Genomic DNA, 12,594 nt, shown 5'->3' on the forward strand with positions numbered 1-12,594 from the left:
GCGGGCTCAGGCCCGGGGTTGGACCGTCCCCACCACCACGGTCCGGACCGGCACGCCGTCGACCGTGTCGGGCAGGTCATGGGCGTCGTCGGCGGTGCGCAGGTTCACCCGGACCCCGTGGCCGTCCGGCACGCGCACCAGGCCGACGCCGACGATCCCGTCCCGGTCGCCGAACTCGGCGCGCACGCGTTCCTTGGCGGCCCGGGCGGCCTCGAGGTCGCTCATCGCGAGCCGCGGACCAGGCTGGCGTCGAGGGCGGTCAGCACCGCCTCGATCTGGTTCAGGTAGGTCAGGCCGGTGCCATTCGTGCCGCCGGTCTCGCTGCCGGCGAACAGCAGCCCGACTGCGGCGGCGTCGTCCGGGCGGTAGACGAGCGACCCGCTGTCGCCGCCCTGGGAGAACGGCCCGGCCGTGGTGGACTCCACCTCGATCTGGTCGTCGAAGGTGAGCTGGCCGAGGCCCTCGCCGTAGTCGATCACGATCCCGTCCAGTTCGATGGCGCTCACCCGACCGTCGGTGACGCCGGTGGTGCGGCCGATCTTCTGCACCGGCTCGTCGCCCTCGACCGTGGTCGTGCCGGTCAGCGTCCCGGCGGGGTAGGTCGGGTCGAACTCGACGTCCTCCAGCGAGGCGAGGGCGGCGTCGACCGTCGCGGCTCGGCCGGCCTCCAACGCCACCACGGCGGCCAGGGCGCCGATCCGGTCCTGCGGGTAGCGGCCTCCGTCGGCCGGGCCCGGTTGCAGCACCGGGTCGCCGAGCCGCGCCTGCGGCGACCCCGCGAGAACGTGGAAGTTCGACAGGACGTACGGATCGCCGTCGGGCCGGGTGACGAACGCGCCGAGCGTGCCCGCCGTGACGTCGCGGTGGCCGATCGAGAGGCCCGGCCGCAGCGGGCGGACCCGGCCCTGCTCCCCCACCGTTGGCGCGGTGGGTTCGGTGAGCGCCCGGACCCGTCCGACCGCCCGCACGTCCGCGTCCGGACCGAGCTCGGCGGCGAGGTCCTCCGCGACCGCCAGTACCCGGTCGTCGTGGTGGTCGTAGCGCACCGCCACCCCGTAATCGGCCCCGCCGCGCGGCGCGATGCCGACGGCGAACGGCGCCAGCCCGGGCGTCGCGAACGCGCCGGCCGCGCTCGCGAACCGGTCGCCGACGGACGCGATGACCTGTCTCTTGAGTGCACGTGCGTCATTGAGGTCCATGGCGTCCAGTCTGCGCCCCGCCTCCGACATCCGCGCCCGGGGCTACCGGCACCGGAGCGGCTTCTCGGCGCTACCGGCTCTCGAACCGGAACCGCCGATCGTCGCCCTCGCGGGCCCCCTCGAACCGAACGCTCGTGCTCCCGACGTTCGGGGCGCCGTCGGCGATCAGCGTGAGCCGGTGCAGCGACTCTCCCCAGACCGGCCCGAGCCGCACGTCGTCGATGTCGATCACCTCGTGCTCGGTGCGGCACAGCCCGGCGTCGTGGTGCAGCCGCACCCGCGCCCGCTCGCCCGCGAGTTCGAGGACGCCGGGGACGATCACCACCGGTTCGCGGCGCAGCAGCAGGTGCCACCGCAGCGGGCCCGCGGCCTCGAGGTCCCAGGTGTCCCGGACGGTGACCTGCCCGGCGGCCCGGTCGAGCATCACCTCGCGCCACCAGGACCGGATCCCGGCGCCGCGGTCGTAGGCGTCGGCCAGATCCGCCCGGAACGTCGCCGACTGCTCGTCCAGGGTCGCCGCAACGCTGCGGGCGGCGAACTCGCGCCCGTCCCGCTGCTCCCAGCGCCCCACTTGCGGCAGGTTGTGGAACGTCGAACGCATCGTCCAGATCTGGTACCGGTCGGCCGAGAACGTGCGCCGGGTGTACTCCCCGACACCGGCGTCCACGACCACCGGGTCGCCGTCCCACGCGAGCACGAACGACCCGACGTCGTTGTGGTTGTGGCTCTCCGCGTTGTGCCCGCCCTTGACCGCCACGAACGGGCCCTGCGCGCTGCCGGCCCGGGTGCGGGCGGTGAGGACCTCGGTGCGCGGCAGCCAGGTGTGCGCGAGCAGCGGCGGGTCGGCGGGTGGCGCGGCGTGCCAGTCTGCGTCGAACAGGGCAGGCAGGACCCGGCCGAGGGAGTAGGACGGTTCGACCGCGGGTCCCGCGCCCCGCATCGCCCGGGCGTGCGCCTGGACCTGGTGGTCCCCGATGCGGCGGCCGAACAGGTGCAGCAACCGGGGCGAGGCGCCGTTGCGGCTCGCGCCCCGGTCGGCGCGGGCGGCTCCGTCGGCGAAGTTGACGTACCAGGGCCCGCCCACGTGCACGCCGAGCGGGTATCGGGCCGCGGCGCGCAGGTACGGCTCGTCGTAGAGGTCGAGGGCGCCGCCGGAGGCCGAGTGCAGCCATTCCAGGCACTCGAACAGGCTCGCCGCGGCGCGCCACCAGTAGTCCACGCCCTCGTCGCAGCCACCGTCGTCCGGGACCGCGGCCAGGTGGTGGTCCAGCCCGGCCGCCACCTTGAGCATGGTGGCCACGCGGCGCTCCCGGTCGTCCTCGAGCAGCAGGGTGGCGGCCACGAGGTTGGAGTGGATCCACGGGTTCCAGTTGTTCGCGGAGCCGGAGTACCAGCGCCAGGTCGTATCGGAGAGGTAGGGGGCCAGGGCCCGACGGCGGACCTCACCCCGGATCCGGGACCGCAGCCCGGGTGCACGGTCGGCCAGGCGCGGGCCGAGCACGTGGTCGGCCCAGGCCAGCGCGGCCGCCGTCTCGGCGGCGAACAGGTCGAGGGAGGGCCGAGCCGGGTCCGGCAGCGCACCCCCGCCGTCAGGCTCGCCGAAGTCGTGCGGCGGCAGGCACCACGCGCTCTCCTCACAGACGGCCCAGAGCCCGTCGACGACGTCGTCGAGGAAGCGGTCGTCCGCGGTCAGGGCCGCGGCCACCACGCCCGCCGCGAGCCGGTCCCGGCGGGCGAAGTAGTGCCGTTCGAACGGCAGCCGCAGCCCGTCCCGGGCGTAGGCGAGCCAGGCCGTCGCGGGCAGCGTCGGCCACGGCCCGGTGCACCGCTGCTCGGCCTCGACGAGCAGGACGCTCCGCACGGCGGCGTCCACCGCATCCCAGGCGGCCCGATCATCGACCGGCGGCACCGGCCGCCACGCCCCCGGCTCCGGGAGGTGCTCCCGCAGCACCGCCTCGGCGAGTCGGTCACTGACACGCACTGTTCCTCCTGGTCACCCTCGAACACGACCACGCCATCCTTGCGCACCGGCCGGCCGTTGCCGAACGCCACCGGCCACGCGGCGGTCCGTCGCCGACCACCGCTGCCACCGCCGTCGCGCCGAAACCGGTGCCCTTGCCGCGCCCCGTCCCTGAGGCCGCGGTCCGGGTTGGCGATCCTCTTGATCAGGGCATTGACCGCCGTGGTCGCGATCTCGGCGTGATCGGCCGGCGCACCGCCGGCGACGTTCTGGAGCGAGTACCGAACGCGGCCCTGAAGACGTTCTCGCGGGAAGCCAGGCGCCGTGCACCCGGTCGGTCCTGAGCCTCGCCCGGAGCATGCTCCAGGCGGCCGTCGCAGGAACGAACTTTCCGCAGATAGTTGTTCTTCGGCTCTGCCCTCAGGCGTGCGCCGCGCCCCTCGCCTCGGCCGGCGGGGCGGTCGAGGACCGCAGGATCAGCTTGGCCGGCCGCACCACGAGCTGCGGCGGCCCGCCGTGGGCGGCCGGCCCGCCGATCCGGTGGAGCAACAGCTCCCCGGCCCGCTCCCCCACCCACGCGGCGGCGCTGTCCACGGTGGTCAGCCCGATCCCGGGCAGCGAGCCGGCGCTGATGTTGTCGTGCCCGATGATCGAGACGTCCCACGGCACGCTGAGCGCGAGTTCCGCGCAGGCCACCAGTCCGCCGAGGGCCATCACGTCGTTCGCGTAGTGCAGCGCGGTGGGCCGCGGGGTGCGGGCGAGCAGCTCGTGCGTGCCGAGCCGGCCGTCCTCCATCATCGAGCCCACGGTGACCGAGACGGCGTCCGGAAGGTCCGCCGTCGCCGCCTCGAAGCCGCGCAGTCGGTCGTGGAACGGCTTCACGCTCTGGTTGCTGGCCACGTAACCGATCCGGGTGTGGCCGAGGTCGCGCAGGTGCTTGACCGCGATCTCGGCGCCCTGGACGTTGTCGATGACCACGGTGTCCCAGAGCAGTTCCGGCAGGTCGCGGCTGGCCAGCACGGTCGGGACGCCGAGTTCCTCGATGAACTCCAGCTCGGCGGAACCGCCCTGGACCGAGGCGAGGATCAGCCCGTCCACCCGCCGCTGGATGAGCGAGCGGATGATCTCGACCTCCCGGTCGCCGTCCCGCCCGGAGCTGCCCAGGATCAGGTTGTAGCCGCGCGTCTCGACCACGCTCTGCAGGCTGGCGACCAGATCGGGGAAGAACGGGTTCATGATGTCGGCGATCACGAGGCCGATCGTCATCGAGGAGCCGCTGGTCAGGCTGCGGGCGATCGGGCTCGGGTGATAGTCGAGCTCACGGATCGCGTCCTCGATCCTGGCCCGGGTCTTCGGCGCCACGGAGTACCCGAGCGAGACGTTCAGGAACTTCGAGACCGTGGCCTTCGACACGCCCGCGCGCGCGGCCACGTCGTTGATCGTGGGCTTGGCGGGCCGGCGCGCCTCGGCGCCCTCACCGGGCGCGGCCCACGACTCGGCCGCGCCCTCGACCGCGGGCCCGTCGTTCACCCGAGCACCCCGCCGCCGTTCAGGTGCAGCGTCTGCCCGTGGAACAGGGGGGCACCGGGGCCGACCAGGAACGTGACCGCCGGCCCGATCTCCTCGGGCAGGCCGAGCCGGCCGATCACCGAGTCCCGGGTGCGGGTGTGCACCCATTCCGGGGTCGCGTGCGGGGTCACCATCGGGGTGTCGATCGGCCCGGGCGCGATCGCGTTGACCCGTACCGTCGGCCCGACCTCGCGGGCCAGCGCCCGGGTGAAGCCGAGCAGCCCGGCCTTCGCCGTGCAGTAGGCGACGAAGTCGGTGGCGCCCTTGTAGGCGAGCTGCGAGCTCAGATTCACGATGCGCCCCTCCCCTCGCTCCAGCATGCCCGGCACCACCAGGCGGGTCACGATGAACACGCCGTCCAGGTCGACGGACATGGTCCGTCGCCACTGGGCGAGGTCGGTGTCCACGAGCCGTCGCGACTCCATCCAGCCCGCGTTGTTGACCAGGATATCGATCGGACCCAACCGCTCCTGCGCGTCCTCGAGGGCGGCGGCGACGGCGTCCCAGTCCGTCACGTCGGCGGAGACCTCGACGGTGCGCACGCCGAGGTCCTCGAGCTCGCCGCACAGGGCCAGCGCCTGCTCACGCTGGTCGAGGTGGTGCACCACGATGTCCGCGCCCGCGCGGGCGAGGTCACGGCAGATCGCCGCACCGAGGGCACCGACCGCGCCGGTGACCAGGGCCACCGATCCGGTCAGCGTCCCGGGGGCCGCAGCGGCGGGAGTTCGGTCGTCGGTCATCGGAGGCCTCCAGGTCCGGTCGCGCTGAGTGCCGCGGTCCGCTCGGTATGGATGAAGGGGTCGAGCCGGCCGGTGGCCTGGGCTCGCAGTGCCCTACGCCCCAGCATCGTCTCGTGGATCTCACTGGTGCCGTCGAAGATCTGGGTCACCTTCGCGTCCCGGTGCATCCGGTTGACCGGCTCGTCGGTCACGATGCCGAGGGCACCGTGGATCTGCATCGCCTCGTCCGTGGCTCGGCGGGCGGCGTCGGAGGCGAACATCTTCGCCATCGAGATGAGGTCCTGGTCGCCGCCGTCACCGTCGGCGAAGGACCGGGCCGCGCGCAGGGTCAGGGCCGAGGCCGCGTGCAGGTCGGTGGCCATCCGGCCGATCTTGCGCTGGATGATCGCCAGCTCGGCCAGCGGTCGCCCGAACGCGGAGCGGCCGTTGGCCCGGTCCAGGCTCGCGACCAGCGCTCCCCGCAGCAGCCCGCAGCCGTAGGCGGCCGCGTCGATGCGGGCCATGTTCAGCCCGTCCATCATCCCCGCGAACCCCTCCACGTCGAGACGGTCGGCGGCGGGCACGGACACGTCGGTGAAGTGCAGCTCCCCGTTCGGCATCCCGCGGAACCCCGAGAGCTCCGGACCCGGGCGGCCGGACGCGCCGGGGCTGGACATGTCGACCACGAGCGCGACCATCGGCGCGTCCCGGTCGGCGGAGCCGACCTTGGCGAGAACGATCGCGAAGTCCGCGACCGGGGCGAACCCCACCCAACACTTGCCGCCGTTGAGGACGTACCGGTCGCCGTCGGGCATCGCGACGGTCTGCAGACCCCGCACGTCGGTGCCGGCCTCGGGCTCGGTGATCGCGAACGACCCGAACGTGCGCCCGGCGAGCGTCGGCTCCAGCCACCGTTCGACCAGGTGGGCGGGTGCGTACTTGCCGAGCAGGTAGGTGCTCAGCCGGGTCCCGGCGACCAGGAGCGCGACCGCCGGGGAGTGCGCCGCGAGTGACATCGAGACCTCGCAGGCGGTCTCGATCCGGGTCGGGTCGGGCCGGCCCCCCGGTCCGGCGAGGATCCGCTGCAGCCCGAGGGCGGCGGCCCGCTCGATCAGGTCGGGTGGGATGTTTGCGTCGCGGTCGATCGCCTGCGCTCGCGGGGCGACCTCGGCGTCGATGAAGGTTTCCAGTCCAGGGATCATGAGGCACCGCCGGTCTCCGGGTAGCAGTACAGGATGTGGGTCCCGACCAGGACGAGCTCCTCGCCCCGCCGGGTGGTCACGCGCATCTCGGCGAGGGCCTGATGCCGGCCCGGGTCCACGGACGCGACCGTGTACTCGACCCGGACCGTGTCCCCGAGGAAGACCGGGCGGATGAACCGCACCCGGTCGTAGCCGTAGGAGACCGCGGTCACGCCGTGCTCGTCGCACAGCCGCGCGGCCGCCGTGGACGTGAGCGCGAGCACGAGGCTGCCGTGGGCGATCCGGCGCCCCTGCGGGCGCTCCTGCATGTACTCCTCGTCGATGTGCTGGGGCGCGAGGTCGCCGGTGATCCCGGCGAACAGGCCCACGTCGGCCTCGGTGACGGTCTTGCGGAAGACGACCGAGGCGCCGACGGCGGGGAGCCCGTCGCGCAGTCCGGTGGCACTCATGCGCTCACTCGCTCGGGTCGTCCGGCGCCGACGGCGCCGCGGGCGAGGAGCGCGTCGTAGTCGTCGGCGAGGCCGAGTTCGGCGAGCACCTCGCCGGTGTGCTCGCCCAGCAGCGGCGCGGGACGACGGGCGGGCAGTTGGCCGCCGTCCAGGGTGATCGGGTTGCCGACCAGGTCCAGGCGGCCCGCCTCGGGGTGGTCCACCTGCAGGCGGCGGCTCGGCCAGGCGACCATCGGGTCCGCCGTCATCGCGGGGTAGTCGTTCACCGGTGCGCACCAGACCCCGGCCGCGTCGAGTGCGGCGAGGCAGTCCGCCGTGCGTAGCCGCGCCACGATCTCGCCGACCCGGGCGTTCAGCTCGTCGCGGCGCTGGGTCGCGGCGTCCTTGTCCGGGAACTCGGCGAGCAGGTCCGGCCGGCCCAGCCCCTCGGCCAGCGCCGCCATCGTGGTCAGGGAGATCGCGACGTGCCCGTCCAGGGTGGCGTGGACGCCGTACGGGGCCTCGATCGAGGCGCTGCCGGGCACGGTCGGGCGCTCCGGGACCTCACCGGAGTTGAGGGCGGTGACCACCTCCTGGGTGGTCTGGTGCAGCATGGCGCCGACCAGGTCGACCTCGATCAGCCGGCCCTGCCCGGTGGCGCCGCGCTCAACGAGGGCGGCGGCGGCGCCGAGGGCGAGCATGGTCGCGGCGTGCACATCGGCCACGAACGGCCCGGCCGGCGTCGGGTCGGAGGCCCGGGTGCCGGTCAGCCAGAGGGCCCCGGTCCGAGCCTGGGCGAGCAGGTCCTGGCCGGGCATCCGCTGGTCCGCGGCATGCGGGCCGTACCCGGACGCCGAGCAGTACACGAGCCGGGGGTTCAGCGCGTGCACCCGGTCCCAGCCGAGGCCGAGCCGGTCCATCACCCCGGGCCGGAAGTTCTGCACCAGCACGTCGGCCGTCTCGACCAGCCGCAGGGCCACCCGCAGTCCGTCGGGGTCCTTCAGGTTGACGGCGACCGACCGCTTGTTGCGGTTCATCGCGAGGAACTGCGAACTGTGCCCGTTCAGGAAGGTGGTGCCGGACTGGCGGCCGCGCTCACCGCCGTCGACCGCCTCGACCTTGATCACGTCGGCGCCGAGGTCGGCAAGCATCTCGGCAGCCCAGGGGCCCTGCATCATGTGGGCGAAGTCGAGGACCCGGATGCCCTCGAGGGGAAGCGTGTGCGTCATGGGTGGCGTCCTCAGGCGTCGATGAAGGTCGGCAGGCGCTTGGCGAGGAAGGCGCTGGTGCCCTCCTGCAGGTCGCGGGTGGGCAGGGTCTCGTCGATGAGCGCCTCGAGGGCGCGGCGCACCTTCGGCAGCCCGGCCGTGACGAGTTCCTCGTTGAGGAACCGCTTCGTCAGCCGTTGTGCGTGCGGGGAGGCGGTGCGGATCCGGGCGATGGTCTCCTCGAGCTCGAACTCGAGGTCCTGGTCGGGCACCACCCGGTTGACGAGGCCGAAGCGCGGGGCGTCGACGGCGCTCACCCAGTCCATCTCGAACGCCATCTCAGCGGCGAGCTTGCGCCCGCTCTCGTGGGCGGCGACCCCGACCTGGACGGTCGGCCAGGCGCCGATGCGGCCCTCGGGCAGGGCGAACCGGGCGGACTCGGCGGCGATGGCCAGGTCGGAGACCAGGACCAGCTCGCAGCCGCCGCCCACGGCCAGTCCGTTGACGGCGGCGATCACCGGGTACGGGTGGGTCGCGATCGCGGTCATGGTGCCGAGCAGCCCGCCGATGAAGAAGTCATGGGCGCGCTGGCGGGTGGTGTGCTCGGCGAAGGTCGCGATGTCATCGCCCGCGCAGAAGGCCCGGCCGGTGCCCGTCAGGACCACGGGCCCGGGTGCCTCCTCCGCGGCCCGCGTCAGCGCCGCGGTGATCCCGTGCCAGCCGTCCAGGTCCAGCGCGTTGAGCTTGCCGGGGCGGTCGATCGTGATCCGGGCGGTGTCGCCGCGGACCTCGTACCTGACGTACATCTGTCGTTGCTCCTCATCGTGGTCGAGCTCGGTCGTGTCGGTGGTGCTCACTTGATCGCCCCCGCGCCCCAGCCGGCGATCAGGTACTTCTGCAGATACAGGAACGCGAGCAGAACCGGCAGGCTGACCAGGGCCGCGGCGGCCATCAGCAGCGGCCAGTCCTGCAGGCTCGCGTTCTGCAGGTCGTGCAGCGCGACCGGCAGGGTCTTCATGTTCGTGTCCGTGATCAAAACCCGGGCGAACAGGTAGTCCTCCCAGGCGAGCAGGAAGGTGAACACGGAGACGGCGATGATCCCGGGGGTCGCCTGGGGCAGGATCACGTACCAGGCGCTCTTGACCCGGTTCGCGCCGTCGAGGAACGCGGCCTCCTCGAGCTCCTTGGGGATCGCGTTGAAGAACGGACGCAGCAACCACATGCTGAACGGGACCCCGAACGAGGCGTACGCCAGGATCATGCCCGCGTAGGTGTTGATCAGGCCCATGTCACGGAACAGCCCGTACAGGGGCACGACCACCACGATCGGGGCGAACGTGTACGCGTACAGGATCGCGGTGGTGAAGGCGCGGCTGCCGGGGAACCGGAACCGGGTGAGCCCGTAGGCGGCCATCGCCGAGACCGCGATCGACAGCAGTGTGGCGCCGGTGGAGATGATCAGGCTGTTCTTGGCGAAGGTCAGGAATCCGGTGCTCTCCAGGAGTCTGCCGTAGGCGCCGAAGTCCGGTGCCGTGGTGAAGAACCGCGGCGGGTTGGAGAAGAGCTCGGTGCCCGGCTTCACGGACGTGAGCACCATCCAGTAGAACGGGAACAGGTTCACGGCCAGGACGATCAGGATCCCGATGCCCAGGATCCAGCGGGGCTGCGCGAGGCGCTTGAGGGTGGTCATTCGGTCTCCTCCGAACGTCGGTGCATGGTCCGCAGGTAGACCGTGGTGAAGATGACCAGGAGCCCGAACATCACCATCGCGAGGGTCGCTCCGGCACCGAGGCGGGACTCCCCGAAGATGGTCTGGAAGGTCAGCAGGGGCAGGGTCCGGACCTCCTGCCCAGTGCCCGCGAACAGGTAGACGATGTCGAACTTGGTGAACATGAACATGAACCGCAGCAGCACCAGGGTGAGCAGCACCGGGCTGAGCTCGGGCAGGATGATCGCCCAGAACCGGCGCCAGGGCCCGGCGCCGTCGACGGTCGCCGCCTCGATGATCGACAGGTCGATCGTCTGCAGCCGCGCGAGCACGCTGATCACCACGAACGGGGTGTACATCCACACCGAGACCACCACGAGCGAGACGAAGATCCAGGTGGGACTGAGCAGGTTGACCTGGTCGGCGCCGGGGATCACGTTGCGCACGATCCAGGAGTAGGCGCCGTTGTTCGGTTCGAGCAGCCACCGCCAGACCAGCGCGACGATGATCGCCGGGATCATGTAGGGCGCGATCGCGATCAGCCGGACCAGGCCGCGGGCCCGGAACTTCTGGTGCATCAGCAGGGCCACGACCACGCCGAGGGCGAGCTGGATGGCCACGGTGAGGGTCGCGTAGACGACGGTGGTGCGCAGGCTCTGCCAGAACTGCGGTGAGGCGGCCAGGTCGGCGAAGTTGCCGAGGCCGACGTCATTGATGCGGGGCAGGTAGGCGTGCGCGTCGGTCAGGCTGAGGCGCGCCAGGTAGGCGATCGGCACGGCGATCACGCCGATCACCAGGACTGCGGAGGGCAGGACCAGGAGCACGCCCCAGAACCACTGGGGCATCCGCGGCTTGCGGGCGGGCTTCACGGGCGGTGGCGAGGTGCCGGCCTCGGCACGCACAGGGGTGTCGGTGAGCATGGGATTCCTCGGGGAGGTCGCGTCGATCCGGTGTGGTCCCGACCTGCTGGCCGGGACCACACCGGCTGGACTCAGTCCTGGTACTGCGGGGACAGCAGCTCGTCGGCCCGCTGCTGGGCGGTGGCGGCGGCCTCGGCGGGATCCCCGCCGCTCTCGACCACCTCCATGACCATGTCGACGAGGATCCCGGAGCCGTAGAGGTCGCTGAGATAGGGCAGCTGCATCTCCTCCGGGCTGGTCACCATCAGCGGGTAGGCACGGCCGGAGTCGAGGGCCTCACGCTGCACGTCGATCCAGAAGTCCCAGTTCTGCACCTCGGGCAGCGCCTGCCACTCGGGGTCCTCGAACATCGAGGGCATCACCGGCAGCAGCTGGGTGGGCACGGTGCCGATCCAGCTGAGGTAGTTGTCGTGCTCGTAGAAGAACTTCAGGAAGTCGACCGTCGCGTCGGCGTCCGGGGAGTCCTTGAACACCACGAACGGCTCCGCGTCGAGCTGGGTGATCCAGTCGTCACCCGAGGGCCCGATCGGGCGGGGTCCGTAGACCTGGATGTCCTCACCCGGCACGAGGTCGGGAGCCTGCTCCTGGAACGTGTAGACGGCCCGACCGAACGAGTAGATCGTCGCGGCGTCGCCGTTGGCCAGCCCGCTGAGGCTGTCCGCGTACGCCGCCGAGGACCACTGCGGGGAGAGCAGGCCGGAGTCCTTGAGCTCCTTCCAGTACTCGAGCACCTCGATCATCTGCGGGGTGTCGATGGTGACGTGACCGTCCTCGTCGAAGAGCGTGCCGCCGTTCGAACCGAGCCAGAGGTAGACCTCCTCGTTCACGTTGTGCGCGGCGGACCCGGCGAGCAGCAGCGGGGAGACGCCGGGGTTGGCCTCGGCCACGGCGGTCCACTGCTCGATGGATTCCTCCCACGTGGTCACGTCCGCGGGCGTGCCGGCGTCCGGCGCGTTCGCGTAGAGGTCGGCCCGGTAGGTGGTGGTGTCCGTGCCCCAGGCGTGCACGATGCCGTAGCTGTGCCCGTCCTCGAGCTCGAACATCTCCTGCAGCTGGGGCAGGTAGTCGCCGTCGAGGGACTCGACCACCTCGTCCAGCGGGAGCAGCAGGTCCTGGCCGTAGAGCGTGCGCACGAACATGGGCTCGACGTGCGTGATCTCGGGCAGGTCGCCGGCGGCCAGCGCGGCCTGGAACTTGACCTGCAGGTCACCCCAGCCGACCGTCTCCTGGATGATCTCGACGCCGGGGTTGGCGGCCTCGTACTCGTCGATGATCGCCTGCATCGCCTCCACCGTGATCGGTGTCGACTCGGTGTGCCAGAGGTTGATCGTGGCGGTGCCGTCGCCGCCGTCGTCACCGCCGGACGAGCCACCGGAGCACGCGGTCAGTGCGGCGACGCTGGCGATCGCCAGCGTCGTCACCAAGCGGGCTTTGCTTCGCATACGGCCTCCTTGCCGGGTTGGTTTCCGGGAGCGTCGCCGTGCGACTCGAGGTCGGCGGTGACATCTCCCGGGCCCTCCATCTCGGAGTTGGGAGGGCTTCGCGGCACACTCTGTAACACCGGTTTCCATCTGTCAAGTGGTCACATCAATCGAGTTTCCGGTGAGTTGGCACTGCCGCAGGCGCCGGCGCTCGCCGGAAGAGCGTCGGCTTGACAGACCCGATGGAAACCGGTGTTATA

Annotated in this window: 12 protein-coding genes; all 12 read right to left on the bottom strand. The window is 71.9% G+C overall.

All coding sequences use genetic code 11. The features are described 5' to 3' along the window. Positions 1-6 precede the first annotated feature (6 nt). Positions 7-225: a hypothetical protein gene (locus tag EXU48_RS20305; RefSeq protein WP_133109513.1), complete on the bottom strand. Its 219-nt coding sequence runs from the start codon at positions 223-225 to the stop codon at positions 7-9. Further along, the gene (locus tag EXU48_RS20310) at positions 222-1,199 is read right to left on the bottom strand and encodes a chymotrypsin family serine protease (RefSeq protein WP_133109514.1); all 978 of its coding nucleotides are present in this window, start codon (positions 1,197-1,199) and stop codon (positions 222-224) included. Before EXU48_RS20310 ends, EXU48_RS20305 begins: the two co-directional genes overlap by 4 nt. Before the next feature lie 70 nt (positions 1,200-1,269). Beyond that, on the bottom strand, positions 1,270-3,180 hold the full coding sequence (locus tag EXU48_RS20315) for a heparinase II/III domain-containing protein (protein ID WP_133109515.1): 1,911 nt from the start codon (positions 3,178-3,180) through the stop codon (positions 1,270-1,272). Positions 3,181-3,579: 399 nt separating this feature from the next. Continuing rightward, positions 3,580-4,689, bottom strand: coding sequence for a LacI family DNA-binding transcriptional regulator (locus EXU48_RS20320; RefSeq protein WP_133109516.1), 1,110 nt, complete (start codon positions 4,687-4,689; stop codon positions 3,580-3,582). Then, positions 4,686-5,468, bottom strand: a complete 783-nt coding sequence (locus EXU48_RS20325) for an SDR family NAD(P)-dependent oxidoreductase (protein WP_133109517.1) — start codon at positions 5,466-5,468, stop codon at positions 4,686-4,688. Before EXU48_RS20325 ends, EXU48_RS20320 begins: the two co-directional genes overlap by 4 nt. Further along, the gene (locus tag EXU48_RS20330) at positions 5,465-6,649 is read right to left on the bottom strand and encodes an acyl-CoA dehydrogenase family protein (RefSeq protein WP_133109518.1); all 1,185 of its coding nucleotides are present in this window, start codon (positions 6,647-6,649) and stop codon (positions 5,465-5,467) included. Before EXU48_RS20330 ends, EXU48_RS20325 begins: the two co-directional genes overlap by 4 nt. Continuing rightward, entirely contained in the window at positions 6,646-7,098 is a 453-nt protein-coding gene (locus tag EXU48_RS20335; protein WP_133109519.1) for a MaoC family dehydratase, read from the bottom strand. Before EXU48_RS20335 ends, EXU48_RS20330 begins: the two co-directional genes overlap by 4 nt. After that, positions 7,095-8,306, bottom strand: a complete 1,212-nt coding sequence (locus EXU48_RS20340; RefSeq protein ID WP_133109520.1) for a CaiB/BaiF CoA transferase family protein — start codon at positions 8,304-8,306, stop codon at positions 7,095-7,097. The genes EXU48_RS20335 and EXU48_RS20340 overlap by 4 nt, the downstream gene beginning before the upstream one ends. Positions 8,307-8,317: 11 nt before the next feature. After that, positions 8,318-9,142: an enoyl-CoA hydratase/isomerase family protein gene (locus EXU48_RS20345; protein WP_133109521.1), complete on the bottom strand. Its 825-nt coding sequence runs from the start codon at positions 9,140-9,142 to the stop codon at positions 8,318-8,320. Continuing rightward, positions 9,139-9,975: a carbohydrate ABC transporter permease gene (locus tag EXU48_RS20350; RefSeq protein ID WP_133109522.1), complete on the bottom strand. Its 837-nt coding sequence runs from the start codon at positions 9,973-9,975 to the stop codon at positions 9,139-9,141. Before EXU48_RS20350 ends, EXU48_RS20345 begins: the two co-directional genes overlap by 4 nt. After that, complete coding sequence (locus EXU48_RS20355; protein WP_133109523.1) at positions 9,972-10,913, bottom strand: carbohydrate ABC transporter permease; 942 nt, start codon at positions 10,911-10,913, stop codon at positions 9,972-9,974. The genes EXU48_RS20350 and EXU48_RS20355 overlap by 4 nt, the downstream gene beginning before the upstream one ends. Positions 10,914-10,984: 71 nt before the next feature. Beyond that, on the bottom strand, positions 10,985-12,355 hold the full coding sequence (locus EXU48_RS20360; protein WP_165962918.1) for an ABC transporter substrate-binding protein: 1,371 nt from the start codon (positions 12,353-12,355) through the stop codon (positions 10,985-10,987). Positions 12,356-12,594: the final 239 nt, after the last annotated feature.

The sequence above is a fragment of the Occultella glacieicola genome, assembly GCF_004353825.1.
GTDB classification, from domain to species: Bacteria; Actinomycetota; Actinomycetes; order Actinomycetales; family Beutenbergiaceae; genus Occultella; species Occultella glacieicola.

What these genes read in the sequence shown, in the direction of transcription:
- EXU48_RS20305 (WP_133109513.1), bottom strand. Translation starts at nt 225, where the DNA reads ATGAGCGACCTCGAGGCCGCCCGGGCCGCCAAGGAACGCGTGCGCGCC.
- EXU48_RS20310 (WP_133109514.1), bottom strand. Translation starts at nt 1,199, where the DNA reads ATGGACCTCAATGACGCACGTGCACTCAAGAGACAGGTCATCGCGTCC.
- EXU48_RS20325 (WP_133109517.1), bottom strand. Translation starts at nt 5,468, where the DNA reads ATGACCGACGACCGAACTCCCGCCGCTGCGGCCCCCGGGACGCTGACC.
- EXU48_RS20330 (WP_133109518.1), bottom strand. Translation starts at nt 6,649, where the DNA reads ATGATCCCTGGACTGGAAACCTTCATCGACGCCGAGGTCGCCCCGCGA.
- EXU48_RS20335 (WP_133109519.1), bottom strand. Translation starts at nt 7,098, where the DNA reads ATGAGTGCCACCGGACTGCGCGACGGGCTCCCCGCCGTCGGCGCCTCG.
- EXU48_RS20340 (WP_133109520.1), bottom strand. Translation starts at nt 8,306, where the DNA reads ATGACGCACACGCTTCCCCTCGAGGGCATCCGGGTCCTCGACTTCGCC.
- EXU48_RS20350 (WP_133109522.1), bottom strand. Translation starts at nt 9,975, where the DNA reads ATGACCACCCTCAAGCGCCTCGCGCAGCCCCGCTGGATCCTGGGCATC.
- EXU48_RS20355 (WP_133109523.1), bottom strand. Translation starts at nt 10,913, where the DNA reads ATGCTCACCGACACCCCTGTGCGTGCCGAGGCCGGCACCTCGCCACCG.
- EXU48_RS20360 (WP_165962918.1), bottom strand. Translation starts at nt 12,355, where the DNA reads ATGCGAAGCAAAGCCCGCTTGGTGACGACGCTGGCGATCGCCAGCGTC.